The 24,056-nt window shown below is 55.7% G+C and carries 20 protein-coding genes; 11 read left to right on the forward strand and 9 right to left on the reverse strand.

Features of this window, described 5'->3' with window-relative positions; all coding sequences use genetic code 11:
- Positions 1-96: 96 nt before the first annotated feature.
- From Q0835_RS07215 to Q0835_RS07235, 5 genes are all read left to right on the forward strand, one after another.
- On the forward strand, positions 97-1,245 hold the full coding sequence (locus Q0835_RS07215) for an ABC transporter permease (RefSeq protein ID WP_298959772.1): 1,149 nt from the start codon (positions 97-99) through the stop codon (positions 1,243-1,245).
- 8 nt (positions 1,246-1,253) lie between these two features.
- Positions 1,254-2,063, forward strand: coding sequence for an ABC transporter ATP-binding protein (locus Q0835_RS07220; protein ID WP_298819376.1), 810 nt, complete (start codon positions 1,254-1,256; stop codon positions 2,061-2,063).
- A 10-nt stretch (positions 2,064-2,073) separates the two neighbouring features.
- A complete protein-coding gene (locus tag Q0835_RS07225; protein ID WP_298819378.1) occupies positions 2,074-4,068 on the forward strand; it encodes an MlaD family protein in 1,995 nt (664 codons plus the stop codon).
- A gap of 25 nt (positions 4,069-4,093) precedes the next feature.
- Positions 4,094-4,699 carry an ABC-type transport auxiliary lipoprotein family protein gene (locus Q0835_RS07230; RefSeq protein ID WP_298819380.1) on the forward strand — a complete coding sequence of 202 codons (606 nt, stop codon included), beginning with the start codon at positions 4,094-4,096 and terminating at the stop codon, positions 4,697-4,699.
- A 152-nt stretch (positions 4,700-4,851) separates the two neighbouring features.
- Entirely contained in the window at positions 4,852-5,382 is a 531-nt protein-coding gene (locus Q0835_RS07235) for a MarR family transcriptional regulator (protein WP_298819382.1), read from the forward strand.
- Positions 5,383-5,536: 154 nt separating this feature from the next.
- On the opposite strand, the gene Q0835_RS07240 is transcribed toward Q0835_RS07235, so the two are convergent.
- Positions 5,537-11,041 carry an antitoxin gene (locus Q0835_RS07240; RefSeq protein ID WP_298959775.1) on the reverse strand — a complete coding sequence of 1,835 codons (5,505 nt, stop codon included), beginning with the start codon at positions 11,039-11,041 and terminating at the stop codon, positions 5,537-5,539.
- A 279-nt stretch (positions 11,042-11,320) separates the two neighbouring features.
- On the opposite strand from Q0835_RS07240, the gene Q0835_RS07245 reads away from it, so the two are divergent.
- On the forward strand, positions 11,321-11,635 hold the full coding sequence (locus tag Q0835_RS07245) for a hypothetical protein (RefSeq protein ID WP_298959778.1): 315 nt from the start codon (positions 11,321-11,323) through the stop codon (positions 11,633-11,635).
- Positions 11,636-11,650: 15 nt separating this feature from the next.
- Here the strand turns inward: Q0835_RS07245 and Q0835_RS07250 are convergent, their stop codons facing one another.
- A complete protein-coding gene (locus Q0835_RS07250) occupies positions 11,651-11,884 on the reverse strand; it encodes a hypothetical protein (RefSeq protein ID WP_298959780.1) in 234 nt (77 codons plus the stop codon).
- 5 nt (positions 11,885-11,889) lie between these two features.
- Here Q0835_RS07250 and Q0835_RS07255 point away from each other — a divergent pair, with 5 nt between their 5' ends.
- On the forward strand, positions 11,890-12,252 hold the full coding sequence (locus Q0835_RS07255) for an Hpt domain-containing protein (protein ID WP_298819390.1): 363 nt from the start codon (positions 11,890-11,892) through the stop codon (positions 12,250-12,252).
- Between the two features lie 146 nt (positions 12,253-12,398).
- Positions 12,399-12,719 carry a 2Fe-2S iron-sulfur cluster-binding protein gene (locus Q0835_RS07260; RefSeq protein ID WP_298819392.1) on the forward strand — a complete coding sequence of 107 codons (321 nt, stop codon included), beginning with the start codon at positions 12,399-12,401 and terminating at the stop codon, positions 12,717-12,719.
- Positions 12,720-12,832: 113 nt separating this feature from the next.
- Here Q0835_RS07260 and Q0835_RS07265 read toward each other — a convergent pair whose 3' ends face one another.
- The gene (locus tag Q0835_RS07265; protein ID WP_298959784.1) at positions 12,833-14,059 is read right to left on the reverse strand and encodes an MFS transporter; all 1,227 of its coding nucleotides are present in this window, start codon (positions 14,057-14,059) and stop codon (positions 12,833-12,835) included.
- A gap of 220 nt (positions 14,060-14,279) precedes the next feature.
- Between Q0835_RS07265 and Q0835_RS07270 the strand changes: the two genes are divergently transcribed.
- The 3 genes from Q0835_RS07270 (at position 14,280) to Q0835_RS07280 (ending at position 17,839) form a co-directional block, all read left to right on the forward strand.
- Positions 14,280-15,071, forward strand: a complete 792-nt coding sequence (locus Q0835_RS07270; RefSeq protein ID WP_298819396.1) for a helix-turn-helix transcriptional regulator — start codon at positions 14,280-14,282, stop codon at positions 15,069-15,071.
- A gap of 70 nt (positions 15,072-15,141) precedes the next feature.
- A complete protein-coding gene (locus Q0835_RS07275; protein WP_298819398.1) occupies positions 15,142-15,570 on the forward strand; it encodes a universal stress protein in 429 nt (142 codons plus the stop codon).
- Between the two features lie 265 nt (positions 15,571-15,835).
- A complete protein-coding gene (locus Q0835_RS07280; RefSeq protein WP_298959786.1) occupies positions 15,836-17,839 on the forward strand; it encodes a diguanylate cyclase in 2,004 nt (667 codons plus the stop codon).
- Here Q0835_RS07280 and Q0835_RS07285 read toward each other — a convergent pair.
- The 6 genes from Q0835_RS07285 to Q0835_RS07310 all read right to left on the reverse strand — a co-directional run bounded on the left by Q0835_RS07285 (position 17,836) and on the right by Q0835_RS07310 (position 24,044).
- Positions 17,836-18,960 carry a hypothetical protein gene (locus tag Q0835_RS07285; protein ID WP_298959788.1) on the reverse strand — a complete coding sequence of 375 codons (1,125 nt, stop codon included), beginning with the start codon at positions 18,958-18,960 and terminating at the stop codon, positions 17,836-17,838. The two genes, Q0835_RS07280 and Q0835_RS07285, sit on opposite strands and share 4 nt — an antisense overlap.
- Before the next feature lie 76 nt (positions 18,961-19,036).
- The gene (locus Q0835_RS07290; RefSeq protein WP_298959792.1) at positions 19,037-20,212 is read right to left on the reverse strand and encodes a VWA domain-containing protein; all 1,176 of its coding nucleotides are present in this window, start codon (positions 20,210-20,212) and stop codon (positions 19,037-19,039) included.
- A 108-nt stretch (positions 20,213-20,320) separates the two neighbouring features.
- Complete coding sequence (locus Q0835_RS07295) at positions 20,321-21,367, reverse strand: TIGR01620 family protein (RefSeq protein WP_298959794.1); 1,047 nt, start codon at positions 21,365-21,367, stop codon at positions 20,321-20,323.
- Positions 21,364-22,857: a YcjX family protein gene (locus Q0835_RS07300; protein WP_298959797.1), complete on the reverse strand. Its 1,494-nt coding sequence runs from the start codon at positions 22,855-22,857 to the stop codon at positions 21,364-21,366. The genes Q0835_RS07295 and Q0835_RS07300 overlap by 4 nt, the downstream gene beginning before the upstream one ends.
- Positions 22,858-22,940: 83 nt before the next feature.
- Entirely contained in the window at positions 22,941-23,465 is a 525-nt protein-coding gene (locus Q0835_RS07305) for a histidine phosphatase family protein (RefSeq protein WP_298819412.1), read from the reverse strand.
- Between the two features lie 39 nt (positions 23,466-23,504).
- Complete coding sequence (locus tag Q0835_RS07310; RefSeq protein ID WP_298819414.1) at positions 23,505-24,044, reverse strand: hypothetical protein; 540 nt, start codon at positions 24,042-24,044, stop codon at positions 23,505-23,507.
- Between the last annotated feature and the right edge of the window lie 12 nt (positions 24,045-24,056).

The following is a 24,056-nucleotide window of genomic DNA, read 5'->3' on the forward strand; positions in this document are numbered from 1 at the left end:
TAGAAATCGAAGCCTCCTTTATGAGGCCGTGACCTGATCTTTTCAATCAGGTATACGGAGGATGATTGAGTAGCGGCAAGGGGGCAGCCATCCGCAATGGCATTCCTGGAAAAGAACATTGCACCGGATATGGAATTCGAAGCGGATGGTCCAGAACACCAGTTTCTGGCGCTGTCCGGTGACTGGACCGTCAGCACCATCGGCGATGCTGAAAAGCTCATCGACAAACTGAATATCGGCAAGGACCGGCTGACCTGCATTGATGTTTCCAAAATCGAGCACCTGGATACCAGTGGTGCATGGCTCATTCACAGGACACGCGGAAGACTGGAGTTTGAGGGACGCAGGGTCGGATTGACAGGCGTTTCACCCATTCGCCAAACGCTCTTCGATGAGATCGACCGTCACCACCCTCCGAGCTACCGGCCTGAAAAAAGTGGCTTTTCGGTTGCCGGGTTTTTGGAGGCCACCGGTCGTCAGATGGTCGATGCCGGCAAGGACGCCAAGGCGATGCTCCACATTCTGGGATCGCTCGGCTTGGTACTGTCAACGGTGCTCTTGCAACCCAAGCGTCTTCGCAGCATCTCAATTGCTGTTCAGTTCGACCGAAGCTGTATTGGCGCGGTTCCCATCGTCGCACTGATGAGTTTTTTGATCGGTGCCATCATTTCCCAACAGGGCGGGTTCTATCTCAGGCAATTCGGTGCAGATATCTTTGTGGTCGACCTGGCCGGTATTCTTGTGCTCAGGGAAATTGGGGTCATCTTGACCGCGATCATGGTCGCAGGACGGTCCGGATCGGCGTTCACCGCTGAACTTGGCGCTATGCGCATGCAGGAAGAGGTCGATGCGCTCCATGTAATCGGCCTCAGCGTGACGGAAGTGCTCGTACTGCCACGTATTCTGGCACTCATGATCGCGCTTCCAATTCTGACTTTCGTTGCCGACATGTCTGCGCTGTTCGGATCCGGCCTCGTGACCTGGGCTTACCTCGACATTCCACCGGCTGCCTTCCTTACGCAGCTTCAGGCCGCAATAACGACTGAAACCCTTGTCGTTGGGCTTGTAAAAGCGCCATTCATGGCGTTGATTGTTGGGCTCATTGCCTGCGTTGAAGGTCTGAAGGTCGAGGGATCTTCTGAGTCGCTTGGCCGCCACACCACCATGTCTGTTGTAAAGGCGATTTTCCTGGTCATTCTTGTAGACGGGTTCTTCGCCATTTTCTTCGCTGCGATTGGAGTATGATCCAGGCCATGACGCTGACTGCTCCCGAAAGCGCTGAGAAGACGACTGCCGACACGAGTGAAGGCACAGGAAATGTCCTGTCCGTACGCAATGTCACCGTAGGGTTCGGGAGCAAGATCATTCTGCAGGATCTCGACCTCGACGTGCGTCGCGGTGAAGTACTGGGCTTTGTCGGTGGATCGGGAACCGGTAAATCTGTGCTGATGCGCACGATTTTGGGCCTAAATCGCAAAAGATCCGGGTCGATATCGGTATTCGGCCATGACCTTTCCACGGCCAGTGTGACGGAGCGCAAGGCGATTGAACGCCGATGGGGCGTGCTTTTCCAGCAGGGTGCGTTGTTTTCGTCTCTATCGGTCAAGCAGAATATTCAGGTGCCGATGCGCGAACACCTGAAACTGTCGGCACAACTGATGGACGAGCTGGCGACGCTGAAACTGGAATTGGTTGGATTGCCTCAGGATGCGGCCGACAAATTACCTTCTGAGTTGTCCGGCGGCATGGTCAAAAGGGCCAGTTTGGCCCGTGCTCTTGCACTTGATCCAGATTTGGTGTTTCTGGACGAGCCGACGTCCGGTCTCGATCCGATCGGTGCGGCGGCCTTTGATTCGCTGATTGCAAACTTGAGTTCGACTCTCGGATTGACCGTTTATATGGTCACACATGATCTCGATAGTCTTCATTCTATCTGTGATCGCATTGCTGTTCTTGGGAAAAAGCGTGTTCTGGCCATCGGGACACTGGACGATATGATGAAAAATGACGATCCCTGGATTCAGGCGTATTTCCGGGGGCAGCGGGCGCTGCGCCGAGTATAGGTTGAACTGAATGGAAACCCGCGCGAACTACATCCTGATCGGTGCCTTCATGGTGGCCATCCTGATCGGTGCGTTCGGCTTTGTGTACTGGCTCGCCGTTACCGCTGAATCCAGGCAGAATGTTGAGCTGAAGATTGTATACCCCGGACCCGTGACAGGATTGCCTGTCGGTGGCCAGGTGCTTTTCAACGGCATCAAGGTCGGTGACGTCAAATCACTTGATTTTGCGCCGGGCGACCCAACAAAGGTGGTCGCCACTGTCCGGATCAATCCGAATACTCCGCTGCACGAAGATACCAAAGCTACCCTGAATTTCACGGGCCTGACAGGCGTTGCCTATGTCGACTTGAGCGGAGGGTCGAGCTCGTCGCCATTGCTGCTAAAACCGGACAGTGAACAAGTTCCGGTGATCTATGCGGAACGCTCCTTCTTTGATGACATTGTTGATGGCGCGCGGGACGTTTTGAAACGTGCAGATTCGACGATGAAGACTATCGACGATCTGTTGAAAGAAAACCGCCCGGCAATAACTGAAATCATCACGAACGCCGAAACATTTTCAGCGGCGCTGGCGGCCAATTCCGACGGCGTGAAGGATTTCATGGCCAGTATCGGAAAAGCATCCGACGCGTTTTCCAACCTTGCCGGCCGCATGGAAGGGCTGGTCGACCAGGGAGAGCGGCTGCTGGCAGCCGTCCCATCCGACAAGGTTACGGCCATTGTTGACGATCTAACTGAATTTTCCGCCAGCCTCGGCGAGGCCAGCAAGGATATTGACTTGTTGATGGCAGATGCCCAGGGCGCCGCCCAGGAACTTGAAAACTTCACGAAAAAGCTGAACGAGGGCCTGGATCAGGTCCACAACGTCGTAAAGGCGGTCAAGCCGGAAGAAGTCGAGAAGGTCATGAAGGGAGCGGCCGCGCTTGGCGAGGTGCTTGAAAAGCGCACCGCGGACATCGACAAGCTGATCGTTTCGACCAGCGAGACAATGCACAACGTCAACGCAATCGTCGCAGCCGTTCAGAATCAGGACGGAGCAATCAAGGAAATCATCGAAGGTGGACGCGACGTGGTGGTGAAAGTGGATGCCATCATGACGCGTGGTGTTGAAATTGCTGCCGCTATCGACCCGCTTCAGATTGAAGAGGTCGTCAATTCGATGAGTTCCTTCACCGAAGGCATGAATGCGTCTTTGGTGCGTGTTGACGAGATCCTGGCAAGCGTTGATCCCGAAACGGTTGAAAACGCTGTCGACGGCGTGGCCAGTGTCATAGACAATTTCAATAATCAGCAGAGCCAGATCAACGAGATTATCGCTTCCACCAAATCAACGGTTCAGAACTTTGAAGCCGTGTCGGCGACTGTGCGCGGTCAGGATGACCGGATTGCCGCGTTGATCACCGATGTGCAGGCGGCTGCTGAGCGTTTTGCAACGACGCTTGAAACCGCAAATGAACTGCTGATAGCAGTGGACCCTGACAAAGTCGCCAATATCGTCGGATCCGTCGAGACGGCAGCTGCTGGCCTTGCCAATCAGGAAGATGGAATACCGGCAATCCTGGAAAGCGCTCGCCAGGCTGCGGACAATGTCGAACAGATGACCGCTAACCTTTCCAAGCGCACGCCTGATGTCGACCAGATCATTACCGATGCCAAACAAATGACGGCGACGTTGAACTCTACATCTGTTCGTGTGGAGAGCCTTGTTGAGAAAGTGTCGACCATGGTGGATGGCGATGGTGAAGGCCTCATCAAGGAAGCAACACTTGCAGCACAGGCCATTCGGAAAGTGGCCGTGGCATTTGAAAGCCGGGCAGATTCCATTGCAGGCGGACTTTCAAAATTCGCCACCCAGGGTTCAACAGACTTTGCCTCCGCACTGGCGCAGCTCAACCGGACGCTGGTTTCTATTCAACGTGCAGCAGAAAGCTTTGAGCGCAGTCCCAACAGGGTAATCTTTGGCGGTGAGGATGTGCCGACCTACTCGGGTGGCCGGCGGCGCTGACAGGAAGATAAAGAAGGCAGGGTATATGACAAAGGCAACCACAGACATAAGCCGTAGGCGCGTACTTGGCGCGCTCGGGCTTGGTGTGCTTGTGTCCGGTTGTGCAAGCTCTGCACCTTCAGCGTTTTACAGCATCGAGGCCGCTGATGTCGGTGGTTTGGCTGGCCGGTCGAGCAGAGTTCAGGTGCTTGTGGCGTCACCCAGAGCATTAAAGGCGCTCGATTCAAGCTACATCGCTGTTGTCGACAAGGGACCGATCTACAGCTATTTCCCGAACAGTGCATGGGCGGACACCTTGCCCAATGTGGTCCAGTTGAAACTGGTGGAGACACTCCAGAATACCGGCCGTTTACGTGGAGTTGGGTTGCCTGGTGATGGCCTGTTGATCGACTATCAGTTGCAGACGGAAATCCGGGCATTCGAACTCAGGGTCGAAGGCGCCAATCGCGGTGTTGTAGAGATCTCGGCTCGGGTTGTGAACGATCGCAATGGCCGCACCGTCGCAACCAAGGTTTTCCGCGCAGAGACCCCGTCAGGCAGCACTTCGGTCGACAAGGCTGTTGAAGCCATGAACACGTCAGCTGATCGCGTTTTTGCGGAGATGGCTGCCTGGACGCTCCGCAACGTCTGACGAAGGTTCTCAGCACTCTTTTCTCCGCATAAGCTAACAATTTCACGCTTTCGCAGCCAAGAGCCTGTGTCATCAACAAGTGATCAAGTTGCAAGTGCAACTAAGTCGCCTTTAAGATGACGGCAGAAAACAACCGGTCTTAGTGGAATGCAATGAAAAGGCAGCGCGAAACTGGTGCTGACAGGTCAGACAGTCTGACGAAAGTTGCCGGCAAAGAACAACAGACTTCAGAATTCGACCTGGAAAGTTTCTTTCCCTATCAGGTGCGCGTCTTTTATTCCGACGTCACAAGAGCACTCGCTGCCGTTTATCAGCGCGACTATGGCATGATGCCCGCTGAGTGGCGGATTATGGCGATCCTCGGCTCCGCGACAACTGGATTGCAGGCAACAGAAATCGTAACGCGTTCCAGTATGGACAAAGTTGTTGTAAGCCGAGCGGTCAAACGCATGGAAGAACGCGGTTTTCTGACACGCGAAACCAATGAAGCCGACGGACGCAGTTTCCTGCTGGAGCTTTCAGCTTCGGGCAGAGAGGTCTTTCAAGATCTCGCTCCGAAACTCAAAGCCGTCGAGAGCCAGATGCTTGCCGGGCTGACGGATCAGGACATCACGGATTTTCTGCGCGTGATTGAGCAGATCAGGGGCAACCTTTCGGACCTGTCCGAAAGTTCTGTCGCTTGATTAGCCGCACGGGAACACCCGGTCTTTTTCAACGATAGGTATGCCCGATACTTCTGGGCTTAAGCGACTGAATATAGCCAACTTCTTAAGCAAATGGCTCAAAAAAAGGGCGGCCACAGGCCACCCTTTTTCGTTTTCGAGTTTGGCGATTTGATCAGTCGAGACGACCGCTTGCATGTGCAAGCATCGTGTAGACCTTGCCGGTGTCGGAGGTCAGGTAGGTCTGACCAAGCATGTTGTCACGGTCGTTGCGGGAGACTTGAGCCAGCAACTGCTCGAAATCTGCAACATAGCGCTCGACTGCAGTTCGGAACTCAGGATCGCGGGAATACTTCTGACGAATTTCGTCAAAGGTCTGCTGGCCCTGAAGGGTGTAGAGGCGGCGTGTAAACACATGCCTTTCTCCAGCACGGTAGCGGTTCCACAAGTCGATGAAGGTCTCATGGTCAATTGCGCGTGCAATGTCGACGGAGAGCGAGTTCAGACTTTCAACTGTCTGCAAAGGGGTCCGGCTCATATCCGTGTCCGACCCGGCATCGTCATCGCTCGACGCGCGGCGCAAGAGGTCTGCGACCCATCCTTTGCCGCTTGACCCACCGCTGGCTGCCGGCGCCGGGGCCGGTTTTTGACGGCGAGGCTCGGCTGGCCGGGTTTGCTGCGGGCGTTGCTCGCTCGCAGGTGCCACAGGAGCAAAGCTTGCCGGGGCCGCTTGCGGAGCCGGTTGCGGGGCAGGGGCGGCGCTCGCTGTCGCGACCTGAGCCTGCGGCTTTGAAATGTCCAGCGCGTTGGACTGCTTGGCCACAATCTCGGAGAGCTCGGTCAGGGCGCGGATCTGCTCGTTGACCACCTTGCGGAGGGCTGCAGAAGACTCTTCCGCTTCATCCGGCAGGTTAAGAACGCCCTGTTTGAGTTCGCTCCGTGTTGCCTCCAGCTCACGATGCACTTCGCGTGCAACGTCGCGCATGCGACCGGCGGCATCATTGAAGCGTTCGGAAGCATCGCTGACGGTGCGGGTCATTTCAGAGATGATGTCATCCTGAGCCGACCGGATGGCATCCCTTGCCTTCTGGCCTTCCATGCCTGCCGTCAGGCGCATCGATTCAAACTGCTCGGCAACCTGTTTGGATGCTGCTTCCGCTGCTGCGCCCAGCATGTTGGCCGCATCGCGTGCTTTGTCGTCAGCCGATTCCAGCGTATCCGACAGGGTCTGCGTGAACGATCGCATAAGCGTATCGACCGCTTCCGTTTTTGCCAGCAATGTATCGGCAACGTCCTCAATGGCAGTGCGGCGCTCGGAAACACGGCTCTCCACCGAGGTGTTTGTGTCTTCCAGATGACGCGCAGCCTTGGTCAGCTCCTCCGACTGGTCGGTAAAGCGGCCGGTCAGGTTCCGGATATCGGCAAGGGTGGTGTCTGTGACATCCCGCAGATTGGAAACCTGTTCGCCGATCAGGGTGGTTGTAGAGTTGGTTTCCTGGACGGCGCGATCGACGGCGGAGCGGAACTCGCCTGCGCGACGTGCCAGATTGCCTTCCACTTCCGTCAGGTTCTCGCCAGCGACACTGACGATTGACTGAAGGTTGGAGTTGGAGTGCTCAATCTTGTTGAGGATCTCGGTCACGTCCGCTTCCAGCCTGCGCTTGGTGTCGGTCAGCAGCGTCGTGGCCTGATCACTGCGCTCGTTGATGCTGGCAACAATCCGGTCACCTGCTTCGACGAGCGAACGGGTCGCGTCGAGGCCTGTGTGCGCAAATGTATCGGTCACGTCGCGACCCTTGACGGTAATGGCCTCAAGGATGGCGTTGTGGACTTCTGACAGACGACCGGTGAGGTCGCTGGCACGTGTCTCGATAGCATTGATCAGCTCATTGCCGTCCGTACCGACAATCTTGGCCAATTCACCAGAGCGTGCACCAAACGCCTCGTTCAGGCTTGTGGCCTTGCTCAGCAGTTCGTTTGCCACTTCGTTGCCGCGGCCAACCAGAAGATCGGCAGCTTCCGAAACCGCACTGTTGACGCGGGCGCGGACCATGCCTGCTTCGTTCGACATCTGGCCGCGGATTTCTTCCAGTGTCTTTGCGAGGGTCAGGCGTGCCTGCTCGCTTTCGGCTGAAAGGTTGCCGGAGATCTCGGCGATCAGGCCGGACAATTCGCCGCGAACCTTCTCGCTTTCGCCGGTAAGGGAACCCGTGAACTCGGCCAATGTACCGGCATAGAGTGTGCGGGCCTTTTCGCTCTCGGCGCCCATGGCCCGAGCCGCATCGGTTACTGCGGCCAAAACCAGTTCGCGGATCTTGCCGCTTTCGCCGGACATTGCCCCGGTTGCCTGCTGCATCGCTGTAGTTACCGCATCGGCTGCCTTCTGGCTTTCGCCAGCCAGCACGCCGCGGGCTTCGCCTACGGATCCCAGAACGATCTGGCGCATGCGATCGCCTTCGCCGGTGAGCTTCTCAGTCGCCTGGCTCAAAGCGCCGTCAACGATCTCAACGGTTTTGGTGCGCTCGTCGGCAAGCGTCTGAACAGCGGCTGTAACCGCTTCCTGAACCACATCGCGCAAACGTGTGCTCTCGGTGGACAGGGTTGCACCTGCTTCGGAGATCACGGCCGTCAGGATGTCGCGCGCGCGCTCGCTTTCACCGGTGAGAGTGCCGGAGATGCTCTCCAGCCGCTCGTTGAGGATCGTTTCCAGCTGTGTTGCGCGGCTGTCGAGCGTTTCGGCAACTTCGAACACCTTGGCGCCGAGCGAAACGTTGATTTCCGCAATGCGCTCTGAAAGCGATTCCGTCAGTTGCTCACTCTGCTTGCCTAGGACATTGCCGGCTTCTGCAAGCCTGTTGTCGAGCGCCGACGTCATTTCATCCTGACCTTCGACGAAGGCCTGGGCGATTTCCTTGGTGCGGGAAATAAGCGTTTCGGAAATCTGGCGCGCACGCGCGTCCAGTGTTTCGTCGATGCGATCGGTGCCGCTGGTCATCGAGGCCGAAATGAGCTCAGCCTTGTCGGCCATTGCCGTGGCGGCGCCATCGACACGGGTCGACAGGTTCTGACCGATTTCCTCTGCGCGATCGGCAAGCGTGTTACCGGCAGATTCGATCCGCTGACCGAGTTGCAACGTGATCGCATCGGAGCGGTCCGCCAGAATGTCGGTGATGTTGCGGGTCTTTTCTTCCAGTGCTTCGCTGATACCGGTTGTCCGGTTCTCGATGGCATCTGACAGGATCTGTGTACGGGCTTCCAGCGTTGCTTCAAAGGCAGCGGTGCGCTGATCCAGTGTCAGGTCCAACGTGTTGATATGGCTGCCAAGCGAAGAGTCCATCGTGGCGATACGCTCGCTCAGTGAACTGTCCAGGGATCCGACGCGCTGTTCCAATGACGCATCCATGGTGCTGATGCGGTCGGTGAGCGTTGCGTCCATGGTTGAGAAACGCTGGTCGAGAGAGGTGTCCATCGCGGTGATGCGATTGCCGAGGGATGCGTCCATCGTGTCGATCCGCGCGGCAAATGTGGTGTCGAGCGTGGACAGGCGCGAGTCGAGCGCCTCAGACAGAAGGAGCGTCTTGGTGTCGAATGAATCGACCAGCTGACCACCCTTGTCGGTAACGATGGATTCCAGCTCCGTGAGGCGTGTTGAAAGGCCTTCTTGCAGGGCCAGTCCGCGCACTTCAAGTGTTTCGGCGATCTCACCGCTGATCTGATTGATATCACCTGCCACTCGGTCGCCGCGGCTCCCGATGAGTTCAGCCAGCTGTGTACCGGTCTCAGCGAGTTTGTGCGTCAGGTTACCAGTCTGTTCGCCTAGGCTCGCTGCAAACTGGGTTGAAACGCCTTCCAGCGTGTCTCGGAAGCCGACCGTCTGCTGCTCAAGCATGGTCGCCATTTCGTTGCTGCGGGCCGTCAAACGCTCATCAAGTTCAGCGCCATTGATCGATATCGCCGTGTAGATGCGCTCGGAAATCGTGTCGAGCTTCTCCGCCAATTCACCGCCGCGAACGGAAATGGTCTGTGTGAGAGACCCAGCTGTTTCGTCCAGCTTGGATGCAATCTCGCCACCGCGCAGGGACAGGTCGACCACAATGCTTTCGCCGGTCCCGCGCAGGATTTCTGCAACCTCGGTTGAGCGGCTGGAAAGCGTTTCGACAATTTCAGCGCCCCGGATGGAGATGGTGTCGGTGACGTTCTGACCTTTTTCGGAAATGCTGTCGACGACCCGGTTTCCGGTCTCCGCGAGAGACTGGTCGAGCGTGTTGACGCGCGTATCGACTGTGGACACCAGCTCCTCGGTGCGGGAAGTGATGGTGTCGATCAGGCGACCGGACGTCAGCGACAGGTTGGCGTTGATCTCTTCACCGCGCTGGGTGATCACTTCACCAACTGAGTTGCCGGTTGTTTCCAGAGTCAACCGGAATTCGTCCGCCTTGCTGCTCAAGGTTTCGATCACCGACGTGCTGGACGTGGTCATCGTGTCATTGATGTCGGTGCTGCGTGCGGAAAGCGTTTCAACAAACGTGTTTGCTGTATCGGCAAACCGGTCATTGATTTCGTTGCCGCGCGTCGACAGCGTCTCCCACATTGTGGCGCCGGTTTCAGCAAGGTTGTCGACCAGTTCACCACCTGTTGTGGACAGGCGGGCAACATAGTCTTCGGCACGCACGGTCAGACTGTCGACCAGTTCGTTGCCGGAGGCATTCAGCGTTGCTCCAAGGGATTCAATGCGCGAGTCGACCGTCGATGTAAGCTCTTCGACGCGATTGTTGACTGCGTCTGTCAATCGCTGGGTAGCCTGATCGACCGTTGTTCCAAGCTCGCCAGATGTGTTTGACAGTTGCGAAGAGAATTTCTCGTGCGCTCCAGCAATGGTTTCGCGAACGCGCTCAGCATTCATCACGATGGACTCACGCTGGCTGACCAATTCCTCGATCAGGCCGCGGATTTTGAGTTCATTGTCATTATAGGAGCGTTCGAGCGAAGAAACCTCGTTATGCACGAGAACTTCAAGCTCGCTTGCACGGGCAATCGCCCGTTCAATGCCATCGCCCATTGCCGCTACTTCGCGGCGGATGGCCTGGCCGACACTGAGAATGGATTCCTTCGCCATGTCTTCTGGTTCAGCAAGGCGCAAAGCAACTTCGGTCATACCGCGGGCGACAATACGCATTTCCTGCGCGCGCCAGATCATCATGGCCATGACAAAGAAAAAGATAATGGGGACGACAATTCCAACGACCGCCAGGATGACTTCCGGCGAAGACGTCAGCACCTGCGGATCGGTTAACGAGGCGACCTTGTCTGAGAAGGCGGTCATGAAGAGACTGCCACCGAGGGCTGCCCAGACGGCACTCAGGGCAAGGGCACCCCAGAATGGTGCTGAAGACGGGCGGCGCTGAAGCGCATAGATCAAGCTGCCGATGTTCCGGCGATCGTCATTGGCAGCCGGTGGGCGTCCGCCGCGTCCGCGCCTGCGAGACTGGCGCTCCTCGCGCTGAGATGCCCGGTTATCTGCCTGCTGAGCACGCGCTTGCTCTGCATCAGCAGCTGCGCTCGCCTCAGGTGCCGCTTCCGCAGTCCCGGCTTCAGGGCCACCGAAATCGAGTTTCAGGGCTTCTTCAACCGCAGACAGTGCCGCTTCCGCCGGATCTTTCGCCTTTGTCGGATTTGCCATTTAGGATCGCCTCACGTCCGTACTCATTACACACCGGTATTTCAGCGAAGCTGCAAAAGCAGCTCCAAACAGTACCTACCGGATGCGTCGCTTCTGGGGCCGTTGCAGACACTGCAACGCCACAAAATCTGTTCTTAGAGGAGGGCCGCCGCTGACCGACCGCGAACTTTCCGTTCGACGGTTCACTCCCCATCTTGCCGCATCAGTTACTGTAATGGCACAATCTCTCCTAACGAACAAGAAACGGCAATAGCGTGAGTCACTTAGGGGGCAGTTTGAATGCCGGAATCGAAGCAGGTCAGAGTGTCGAAAGACGCTGGAAAAGGAGCAGTTTCCGCTTCGCTTAAAGCGGGTAATCTGACGGCTCCACAAAAGCGTTGGTTGAAAAAAGGCCTTTCGCAACCGGGCGGCAAGCTGCCGCTCTTCGACGATAACGGGCGGGAAATTCCAGCCCGCACCATCCGTGCCTGCATAGAGGCAGGCTGGGCAGAGCCTTGGTTTTTCAACCCAATCAAGCCTGACTGGCTTGTTTGCAAATTGACGCCTGCCGCAATTGAAGTGCTCTCCGCAAGTCAAAAGAAGGGAAAAAGTTAACGGCAAAACCTGAATTCAGGAATTTGCAACTTCGGTGAAATGACGGAATTGCAAGGACTTTTTTAAACTCTCTTTAAGAGCTGCGTGAAACTGCGTTAACCAAGATTTCAATTTTTTGGGGACATCGGCCGCTTCTGCGCCTTTGCCGAGCTGATTTAACCCGGTGTTTGCTGCTTGGAGGGCACGCTCGTTGTCAGCAGTTGCTTGCGGCCGGGTGCCGTCAGGCAGGTATTGAGTAGTTTGGAGCACCCCTAATGGCCCCTTCATCCATGGCCCGCGTTGCCGGCCGGGTCGCACTGGAAGCACCCATCGATCTGGTGCAACTGGCGACAAACACCCTTGGAAACCGTGACCTGGAAGTCCAGGTTTTGCACCTTTTCAAGTCGCAATCGTGTTCAACGCTGGAACGGTTGGCTCAAGAAACGGACCGATCGGTGCGCCTTGATCTTGTTCATACGCTTAAAGGATCCGCGCGAGCGATCGGCGCGGACCGCGTTGCGAATGTTTGCGAGAACCTTGAGGGCAGGATGCAATCGACAACGGACGCAGCGACCGAAAGTCTTGTTGCGGCTGTAGACGAAGCCAACAAGTACATCAGGGATCTCCTGGAAGGGTAAGCGGGAAGCCGCCAAACTCAGAGTGCGTTCCAAGCGGTCGAATTCGTCGCATGCACACCCATGAAGTCTGCATGGTCCTTGACCTTTTGCACGGAAGCTTTATTTCGGGGCAGCTGGAACCGCAATCTAGGGCTTGGACGCGACATATGCCGAAGATCACTTTTATCACCGCAGACGGAAACCGGACCGAAGTTGATGCCGCCGAAGGCTCTACGGTGATGGAAAACGCAATCAAGAACATGGTGCAGGGCATCGAGGCCGAGTGCGGTGGCGCCTGCGCCTGTGCAACGTGTCATGTTTATGTCGATGATGCCTGGTCTTCAAAGACCGGTGCGCCCGAGCCGATGGAAGAGGACATGTTGGACTTTGCGTATGACGTCAAGCCGACTTCGCGCCTTTCCTGTCAGATCCAGGTATCTGCGGAGCTGGACGGTCTTGTCGTTCATGTTCCTGAACGGCAGGCCTGATCGCTTATCGGCGGAAGATCTAAATACATTGTTTCAATGACGATTTTCTGATCACGGGGCTGCGGTAGACGCCGTCCCGCATGTGCTGTTTATGTCAGCTTGGCTCTGATGCCCTATTCGGCTGGCTGAGCTGTCTGCTTGCGAAACCAGAAGTCGACTTCCTTGCCTTCTTCGGGCTTGCTTGGGATCATCGTGGCCAGGAACAGGCTGACGGCGGCCATTGCAGCACCGGCCAGGAAAACAGCGGCAGGTGAAACAAGCCAGATGAAACCGAACAGCACTGGTATGAAGACGGCTGCAATGTGGTTGATGGTGAAAGCAACACCGGCAGTCGGTGCGATATCCGCCGGATCACCTATTTTCTGGAAATAGGTCTTTATCGCGATCGCAATCGCAAAAAATGCATGGTCGATCACATAAAGGCTTGCCGCCAGCGTCGCATTGGTCACGAAGGCGTAGCAGACGAAGACCCCGACCAAGCCAACATATTCCAGGATCAACGCCTTTCGTTCTCCAAATCGTACGATCAGCTTGCCGATCTTCGGAGCCAGAACCATGTTGAAGGCGCCATTCAGCAGAAACAGTCCAGCAACCTCGTGAACGTCGTATCCGAAGCGCTCGACCATGAGGAAACCGGCAAAGACGGTGAAAATCTGCCGGCGGGCACCGGCCATGAAGGTGAGGGCGTAGAAGAGCCAGTACCTTTTTCTCAGAATGAGTTTCTTGTGCTGTGGCACGCCTTCCCGGAAGTGCGGGTAGGCCATCACCAGAAAAGCAAGCACGACCAGGGTCAGGCCGCCTGCAATCGCAAAGACGGTTGCGAACGACAGGTCAAAGGTCTTCCACGCAATGAAAATCAGGCCGTAAGCAACAAGCTGCGCAAATGCGCCGACAGAGATAATCTTGCCCAGGCTGGCCGCCGCTGTGGCCTTCGGCAGCCATTGCAGTGACAGGGACTGCGCCATCGTCTCGTAGTAATGGAAGCCGATCGACATGATCAACGTGGTTATGTAGAAGCCCATGGCTGTTGGGAAATAGCCGGTAATGGCAACTCCGAACCCGAGCAGCAGCAAAGACACATAAGCAAGCGTTTGCTCGCGCATGACGAAGAGCAGATAAACGGCCAGAAAACTCAGGAAACCGGGGATTTCGCGGATGGATTGCTGAATTCCGATCTCGCGGCCGGTGAAGTCCAGCTCATTGACCGCAAAATTGTTCATCAGGTTCCACCAGGCAGCAAAGGAAAGCTGCATGGCACCGGCCATGATCATCAACAGAACAACGGGAGAGCGCCAGCCCGTGATTTCATTGGGATGTGAATTTTGCGTGAAATAGGTCATTCAGAAACCGTCGATGAGAAACTGTCCATCAGGAAAGTGACTTGCTTCTAGCTTCAAATAGAAACTGCGTGTTAGCGCTGTTTTGTCATGATATGTTTCTGAGTTGCCAAAGCTGCCGCTAGAAACGGGGCCACTATTGCCTCTGGGTCAAGGAAACGGCAGCACATGGCTTGTTCAAGCGGTGCATTCTTGAGGCTCGCCAATTGTTTGGAGAACGAAAATGGCCATTCATCCGGAGCTGTCGGAGTTTCCTGTAGGGGCTGTCTCAGGGCCACTCATCGGATATGCCAACAGTGCACCTGCCGGAATAGGTCACAATGGCTGGCACTCTCACGACAGCGCGCAATTGTTCCACGTGGTCACGGGGTCGATTGCGATCGACACAGAAATGGGCACATTCTTTGCCCCTCCAGAGCGTGCGGTCTGGCTACCCCCGCGTGTAGAACATCAAACGAGATACCTGACAGAGACCGAAATTCGCTATGTCTATGTCCAGCTCGAGTATGCGAGGGATTTGCCGACCACACCTCAGGTGATGCAGGTGACCACTCTGCTCAGAGCCTTGATACTGGAGTTCATGTCCTATCCGAGATCTGAAACCGAATGCGGTCCTGCCGGCCGTCTGGCTGCGGTGATTTTGGATCAACTCAAGATGTTGCCGGCCGCGCCATTGCAGTTGCCGATGCCTCAGGACGCAAGGCTGCGGGAATTGTGTGAAGCAGTGGTTCGTTGCCCGGCACATATCCCCTCACTTGAAGAGGCGGCAGGCCGTTGCGCCACATCCGTTCGCTCTTTTGAAAGGAGGATCAAGGCAGAGACCGGTTTGAACTACCGGACCTGGTGCCGTCAGGTGAAACTGTTCAGAGCGCTTGAATTGCTTGCGGCGGGGCGCAGCGTCTCGGATGTTTCCCACAAACTTGGCTACGAAGGGCCGAGTGCGTTCGTTTCAACGTTCAGGAAAGCTTTCGGGGTAACGCCAGGGCGCTATTTTGGAGACCTTTCAGGGGATTGATCTGCCTCATGGCGAATTGTGTCATGGAGCGCCAAGAGTATGGCAACACCACTCTTCAGGGAGACTTGTCATGTTCAAGAAAATCCTCGTTCCCGTCGATCCCGGCGAACCCGCATTTGCAGAGCAAGCGCTAGCCAAAGCAGCGCAAATGGCGCGTGACTACGGTTCCAAGATCCACTTGATGGCTGTGTGTCCGGAAGTGCAGAGCTTCGTTGCCAGTCAGCTTCCGGACGGCTGGCAAGAGAGAGAATTCAAGGAAACTGCAACGGTACTTGAACAGATCGGGTCGAAACTGGATGTTCCGGAAGGTACAATCGACCTGATGGTTCGGATGGGGTCTGTCTACCATGAGGTGATTGAAGAAGCGGAGAAGTCTGACTGCGACCTCATATTGATGACATCGCACAAACCCGGCTTGTCAACTTACTTCATCGGTTCCAACGCGGCACATATCGTCCGTCACGCGCCATGTTCGGTGCTGGTGTTGCGCGGCAGTTGAGGGTCTGACAACACCTTAAACATACCTGCGAGGAGTGCGCCTGCCCCAATGTGAGGGAGGGCGCATTCATTGTCGAGCGGTGTCTCGCATAATTTCATTGATCAAGCCATTTACTGTTGCCGCGTAGTACACTGCAATTATTTGTTAATCATAAACTCCGTGATTTTTTCAAGTTAGGTAAAACTGTCAATTTTCTTTTCAGCGTTACATAAGTCAAATTTAACAACTTTAAGTAAAGCTCTGTGCCGATGGTATGGAGTTAAAGATGCGCATGCGTTCGGCTTTTCGGTATTCAATCACCGCCAAATTGTTGGGTATTGTCGCAATCTGCGTTGGGTTTGTTGTCGCAGCGTCAGGTGTTGGCGTCTATCAAATCCGCAAAATCGGCCAGGAAATTGAGTTCATTGCCGAAGCTGAGGTGCCACTGACGGATGCAATCGGACACGTGACGGCCCACAGGCTTGAGCAAACCATTCTGGTTGAACGATTGATGCGGATGAGCTTGATCGGGATTGAAGGCCGGGAAATCGAAACCGAAGACGAACGTGCCAAAACAGAAGCAAGGATTCTTTACCTGGGTGGGAAAATAACCGGCGAATTTGCCCAAGTCGCTGATATTGCAGATCAAGGCATTTCCCTTGCGAGCACCGAAGCGCAGGTCACGGAATTTCAAACTGTCCTGCGAACCATCAAAGCGATCGGGCAGGAACACGAAGACTATTCTGTTGCAGTCTCCAAGATACTGAGCAAGTCCAAACGAGGGGACAGCCTTGAGGCTGAAAGCCTGTTGCAGGAGGTCAGTGGGACGCATTCCAAGTTCAACATGGAACTTGAACAACTTTTGTTCCGAGTGCAGGCGCTTGCGGAAAGTGCTGCGAAAGCGGCGGCGAAGCACGAGCAGAATGCCATCCGCTTCACTATTCTGATTTCTTTGGGTGCAGCCGGGTTTTCCGTCCTGTTGGCAATGTGGCTCGGGCGATGGGCAATAGGTGCGCCGTTGCTTGAAGTCGTGAACGCACTTCGCCGCCTCTCCAGGAATGACTTTGATGCTGAATTGCCCGTGGACCGGAGCGATGAAATCGGTGATATCGGCCGTGCCTTCAGGGCGTTCAAGGCTCACCTTATCAGCGTCAAGGAACAAGAGCGCATTGAAATTGAAAGACAAGCGGAACTGACGCGGGAAATTCGCCTTTTGTCCGAGCTGAACGAATGGCTGCAGTCGAGCAGCTCGCTGGACGAGTTGTTTGAAATGGTCAGCCTGTTCATGACCAAATTGCTGCCGAGCAGTGCGGGCGCCGTCTATGTTTATTCAAACTCACGCGATGTGCTCGACGGGGCCTGTACCTGGAATGGTGGTACCCTGGAGGCGCATATTCGGCCCAATTCCTGCTGGGGACTGCGTCGTGGTAGACCTTACGTCTATGGCGACAACGAGGTCAGTTTCCGCTGTAGTCATGTCGCTCCTGACCTTGCAGACAACGTTTATCTCTGCTTGCCGATCCTGGCACATGGTGAGACCGTTGGATTGATGCATCTTTCACCAGCTGCCGGTGCCAGCAATGAGGAATTTCTGTCTCAGCGAAAACTTGCTCAGATGGCCGCCGAGCAAGTGAGCCTTGCGATCGCGAACACGCGCATGCGCGATGAACTGCACAACAAGTCGATAAGAGATCCTTTGACAGGCCTTTTCAACAGACGGCATTTCATTGATGTGCTCAGATCAGGACTTGAACGCTCTCAGCACAGTGGTCAGCCGATCTCACTGGTTTCGATTGATGTCGACCACTTCAAGAAATTCAACGACAACTATGGTCACGATGCAGGCGACATGGTGTTGCGTGCAGTCGGATCGACGCTGGAAGAAATCTGCGACGGCGATCAGATGCCGTGCCGATTGGGCGGCGAGGAGTTCATGGTTCTTCTTCCCGAAACTTCCTTGTCTCATGCCGAAGCCGTTGCTGAAACAGTCAGAATGGCAATTGAAAAAATCGTAGTGCGTTATGGCGAAAAAAGCCTGCCGAAAATCACGGTGTCATGCGGTGTGGCAGGATATCCAAACCATGGCCGCATGCCTCAGGACATTATGAAGTCCGCGGACGATGCCTTGTATCTTTCCAAGGACAACGGCCGCAACCGTGTCACGGTGGCACGCTCTGATTTCAATGAAACTGCAGACGATCTTGAGCTCTTGCGCGAAGAAGCTGCACAAGACCACGAGGCCAATGCGAAAAAGCAAGACGATGCTGAGCACACCGAAGACGCAGCCTAAACCTTTCGGGTCAGCAGCATGGCGACCGCCATATAGCGGAATGGATAGGCTTCCGGGTTCGCCTTGAGCAATTCCAGAGCCTTGGCATAGACCCTGTCCACGAGTTGGTCTCTCTCAGCGTTGTCGGGCAGGGCATTTTTTAAAACGGCTTCAGTAAAGGCACGAAAGAAATTGACGTAGCACGCAGCATACTGCGTCAGATCACTGTCTTGCTGAAACGCTTCGTTGAAAGGCACCGGCACCTCATAAGACATGCTTTGGTCGAGTTTGAACAAGTCTGAAACCGCATATGAGGGATCTGTGGCGGGAACGGTCAATTCTTCCAACGATCTCATGTAAACTGGCTGGTAGTAGCTTGCGTAGGCTTCTCTCGAAATTTCGCCACTTTCAACGAATGCCAGAATCGCGTCATTGAGCAAGTCATAGATCCCGTCGCTGGTGCTCGCATCGCTGTCGCGGCCAAAAACCTGCACAATCAGCTTACCCCCAGGGGCCAACTCCCGAGCACGGACTTTGAGAAAATCGGCGACGTCCTGTTTGGCAAGATCGGCAAATGTCTGGCGATCCGTTTCGGAAACTTTCCCGTTTGACCGTGCGGCGCTTGGGCCATTGGGAAAGATGTAGTCTGGCAGCTGTCGCAAGGGACGGCGCGAGAGGAAGCCAATCGCATTGAAAGTCATAGCCAGATGAAGTGAGCGGTTGGGAACCAGCTGGTCGTACATGGAGCCCGCAACAACGCAGGAAAAGACCCTTTCACTGCCATATACGCTGCGGCCAACCGGGCGAAGGTTCAGGAACAGTTTTGAAAAATCATTTGTCGGCAGATCCGAGTGGATCGTTTGAACGGAACGCGACGTGCGGGGCAACAACGTGTTGAGCGCCTCAGTCATGACCGCAATGGAATTGTGTCCTTCAGAGCAGCCGAAGTCGGCAAGCCTGATCGTCCCTTCGTTTTCGACCTCAAGAGTTGCCATTGCGTTGCCGATGAGCGGAAAGACAGCTTCAATCGCACGCCACTGAGGTGCTGAATTTTCATCATAGAAGCCACCGCCCACCATCCCGGTCGTCGTGGCGTGCGTTGTTTGGGTCACTTTCGAGGACTGTCTGGCCGTTTCCGTCACGAAACTAACTCCACCTGATTTGCGCGATCTTGAGGGTACTGGCGATCAGCCCGTTAAGGGGGGCGGGCGTGGTTGATCAACGCGCCAGTTCCTTCATGGCGTCCGAGAGACCCTCGACGGTCATTGGGAACATGCGACGTTCCATGAGTTCGTTCAGCATTTCTATGGAATGGGTATAGTTCCAATGCTCTTCACGCACCGGGTTCAACCAAACGGCACTTTTATAAAGGCCGGTTACGCGCTGCATCCATGTCGCCCCGGCTTCTTCGTTCCAATGCTCGACTGATCCGCCAGGGTAGGCAATTTCATAAGGGCTCATCGATGCATCACCGACGAAGATGATCTTGTAGTCCGCCGGATATTTGTGCAGCACATCCATGGTCGGAATGCGTTCCGTGTGGCGGCGGCGATTTTCTCTCCAGACATATTCGTACAGGCAATTGTGGAAGTAGAAATGCTCCATGACCTTGAATTCAGACCGGGCCGCGGAAAACAGTTCCTCGCAAATTCTGATGTGGTCGTCCATCGAACCGCCGATGTCGAAGAACAAAAGCACCTTGACGGCGTTGTGCCGTTCCGGTCGCATCTTTATGTCCAAAAGTCCCTTATGTGCGGTTGACCGGATGGTGTCATCGAGATCAAGTTCATCTGCTGCGCCTGTTCTTGCAAAGTTGCGCAGGCGTTTCAGGGCGACTTGAATGTTTCGCGTGCCGAGAAGCTGGTTGTCATCCAGATCCTTGAAGTCTCTCTTGTCCCAGACCTTGACGGCGCGTCTATGCCGGCTTTCGTGTTGTCCGATACGGACCCCTTCGGGATTGTAGCCATACGCGCCAAAGGGCGACGTGCCGGCGGTGCCGATCCACTTGTTTCCGCCCTGATGTCGTTTTTGTTGCTCTTTCAGGCGTTCGCGCAAGGTTTCCATCAACTTGTCGAAACCGCCTAGAGCCTCAATCTGTGCTTTTTCTTCTTCGCTGAGGTGCTTTTCGGCCAACCGGCGGAGCCATTCTTCGGGAATGTCTTCAGTTGGAACCTCGCTTAGGAGATCAAGACCTTTGAAGACATGTCCAAAAACGCGATCAAACTTGTCCAGATTGCTTTCATCCTTCACCAGGCAAAGGCGTGCCAGATAGTAGAAGTCTTCAACGCTTTTTTCCGCGAGGTCATTGTCCAGCGCCTCCATGAGCGTGAGATACTCCCGCAAGGAAACCGGCACGCCGGCAGCTTTCAGTTCGGAGAAGAAGCTTATGAACATGTCAGGAAATTATCCGGCCACTGGGATCATGTCGAGCCAATGCGTGGCGGGTTGATAGGCATTGCAGTTTCGAGAAGGTGGGCAAGAGCTCAAATCCGCCGGTAATATCTAGCTGGGTGCTTGGGGGTCTTCTTTTTTTGCCAGTGACACCAATTCACCCATGAAGTCGGAAATTGAAGGTCCAGTTCCAGAGACAAAAGGAACCGGACGGCAGACATCGATTGCGGCGATGCCAATCCGTGCCGTCAGAAGTCCGTTTACAACGCCCTCACCAAGCCGTGCCGACAAGCGCGCAGCCAGTCCGTGACCAAGAACCTGCGAGGCCAGGCTGTCGCCAGCCGCCATGCCTCCTGTCACAGCCAGATGTGTCAGAACCTGCCTTGCCAAGCGCAGGAAGCCGAGTGTTCCTGGGCGTCCGCCATACAGCGCCGACAGACGCCGTATGGTTCTCAGGTTTTCAAAAAGGACTGCAAGGAGGTCGACCAGAGCGCGCGGGCTGACGGCGGTAACTATGGATACCCGCTTGGCGCTGTTCATCACGATACGTCTTGCCTCGAGATCAAGTGGGCGCAAGAGGTCCCGCTCCGCAAGTTTGATCAGGTCCCGGCCATCGATCACTTCACGCATGTGACCGGCGAGGGCCTTGCGACCCTGCGCGGTTTCCGGTCTGTCACGATAAAGCGCCAGCAGCTCTTTCAATCCGCTTGTCGCGGCGCCCGCATCATCGTTTTCTGCGGCTTCGGACAGTCTGTCACGCAGCTTGTCGATTTTGCCGAGACGCATCAGTCCGGCGATTTCACGCAAGGCCAAACCCAACAGACCGAGTGCAGCAAGCGTTGCGAGTGCAACGCCTAGCCAACCCAGCCAGTCGGTACGTGCAAAAAGATCCCGGATCAGACTGTCGACAGCCAGACCGATTGTCAGCGAAACGAGGCCAGACAGCCCGATCATCAGCCACTTGCCGAATTTGAATCCGGATTTGGGCGTGCTGGCAGCACGTGGCAGGCGCGGTTCCTCGTCTTCCAGAAATGCTTGAGTGATTAGCGCTTCGTCGGCTGACGGCACCTTGTCATCGTCGTCGGTCAAACGAACCTTGCGGTCGTCAAGTCGAAACGCAGTCGGACGACGTCCAGAAGGGGGAGGGGTTCCGGTCATGCGAGTCGATCTCCGATCAGGAATTCCAGGGCACGGTCCAGTCGAATGTGCGGAAGTGACAAAGTGAGACCTTCTGCCGTCGTGTCCAGTTCCGGCGGCCTGAATCTCAAAAACTGAAGATCGGCCTGAGCGGATTGCAAGCTTGGTCGAAGCCCTTCATGCAGTGATTCATCTTTGTCAAAAAGTGATTCAGGATCCTGGGGTAAGTCTCCGGGAAACATGGCGATTTCGGTTTTTCCGTCGTAGGTGTCGCCGTTCAGCCGCTCGCCCGGCAATGGTGTTCCCAGGATCGCAGGCAGTGCTTCGCCGCGATGTTTGACCGTAGCTTCGCGTGTTGCGCGCACCGCAGCCATCGCCAGGACGTCAACTTTCGCACCCTTGAACCTTGCTTTTTCTTCGGCCCTTGCGACCAGCCGTTTCAAAATTGCCTCGAGCCGGTCGTGGTCTGAGCTGTGAAGGTGATCCGCTTTGGTTGCGGCAAACAGGATCCGGTCGATGCGGCGTGTCAGGATTGATGAAAGCCAACTTCGTTTGCCTGGCCTGAAAGCGCCGAGCACCTCGCTGAGTGCGACCTCAAGATCTGCAACCGCATCCGGACCTGCGTTAAGGGCATTGAGGACATCGACAAGCACGATCTGGCGATCCAGCCGCGCGAAGTGATTTCGGAAGAAGGGGCGAACGACATGGGTCTTGTAGGCTTCATACCGTCGCTCCATCATGGAACGCAACGTCCCCGTTCGGGCCGCACCGGCATCAGCGGGAAAATCCAGTGGCGCGAAGGTTAGGGCGGGGGAACCGTCCAGATCGCCGGGCATGAGGAAACGCCCTGGCGGCAGCATGGAAAGCGCGTGCGTATCGGCTCTGCATCCGGCGAGGTAATTTTTGAATGCCGCAGAAAGCTCCTGGGCCGCCGGTTCGTTTTCCTCCGTGTCGGGTGACATCCTGCCAACGACTTCCAGAAAGGGCGAAGCGATGTCGATGCGGTTTGCTGCGCGGGCGCGCTTCAAGGCTTCTGCGGAGAATGTGGCATAGTCCTTGTTCAGCAACGGCAAATCCAAGAGCCATTCGCCGGGATAGTCGATCAAATCGACATGCAGGCGGCCTGGTCCCAATTTGCGGTAGAAATAGGAGGCGCTCTCATAATCAATTGTCAGCCGCAGCTCAGCGACTTGCCGGGTGGACTCCGGCCAGACCCGTTCGCTGACCAGGGCGCGCACATGCGCTTCGTAGTCGAAGCGAGGGACGGCGTCATCGGGTTGCGGTTGCAGGCGAGCGCCTGTCATCCGATGTCCGGCAGCTGCGCTGAAAACAGGAAGCCGTCCGCCGTGGACGAGATTGTGCACAAGAGCTGTCAGGAAAACCGTTTTGCCAGAGCGGGCAAGTCCAGTCACTCCAAGCCTTACGCTTGGTACTGCAAGGTCGGTTGCAGCATCCGCAAGGTTGGCCAGGGTAAGACGGGTTTCTTCCGTCAATGTCGTCAATGGGTTCAAAACTGCCTCCAGCGCGTTCATGTAAGCGCGCGCAGGTGCCGGATCAACGGGAATTCACTTGGAAAAGAACCTCAAGCGGTAACCTAGTCCGGTTCGTCCTTGAGGTCTCTCGGTTTGACAAATCGTTCCAGGTGACCGGTTTTGGGGCTCAATTCTGACCAGTCGGCGATGTCAAAATCCAGAACAGCCAACGCTGCTGTTGGGTATTTCTCTTCAAGATCAGCCAGGGCTTCTGGCGCTGCCGTGCCGGTCAGACTGAGGGCTGTGTCTTCGGTGGCCGGATTATGACCGATCACCATCAGGTTTTGTGCTCTTCCACCATACCGGCGTATCAGCGGTGCATAGTCGTCTTCACCTTGCCGATAGAGATCCGAGATCAGGTGGATCTGCGCTTCCTGCGGCAAAAACTGCAGGACACGGGAGAGTGTTTCACGAGTGCGCTGCGAGGTTGAGCACATGATCTGATTTGGCAAAAGGCCGTTTTGCTGAAGATAGCGGCCCATTTTCATGGCTGCTGCCTTGCCGCGGCTGTTCAATGGACGATCAATATCCATTAGATCATCGCCGCCCCAGTCTGACTTTGCATGTCTGAGAAGAAGTAGCCGCATGACGCTTCCAGTTGTTGTGTTGCCGGGTCGGGTCGCGTGTCAGTTCTGATCGGCCAGCGCGCTTGTGAAGATTGCGATGGCCGGTCCGACTTCGGCTTCTTGAGTCGGCAGTGTATAGGAAAGCCAGAGCGTATAGTCAGCGTCGGTCCCGGAAAAATACCACAAAGTTTCGCAGAGACTTGTCGGCGTCCAGTTGCGGGTTCTGAATGAAATGCCGGTAGAGGCTGCCCCGCTCAATGTGATTGGCTCAAAACCAGCTGCCTTGTAGCTTCTGGAAAAAGTTAGTGCTTCCCGGCGGCCGGTGCCTTGAGTGTGTTTGCGCAACACGGCGGTGATGCCGTCACGGCCGGTATAGATACAGCTGGCCTGACTGACGGCATCTCCTTCCATGACCTTGATACGAGAGAACGCTCCGATCGTGTCAGGACAACGCAAACCGGTGAAATGACGAAGTCCACTGACATCGCTCTGCCATCCGGCATCCTTCTCCGGTGGAACCTGCGCCCCGGCCGATCCCATCGTCACAGCGATTGACAGAACTAGGCCTGAAACCAAGTGCAGGACTGAAGGCCATTTCACCAAAAAGCTCTC

Origin of the sequence: uncultured Roseibium sp. (genome assembly GCF_947499295.1) — a bacterium.
Classification (GTDB): Bacteria; Pseudomonadota; Alphaproteobacteria; order Rhizobiales; family Stappiaceae; genus Roseibium.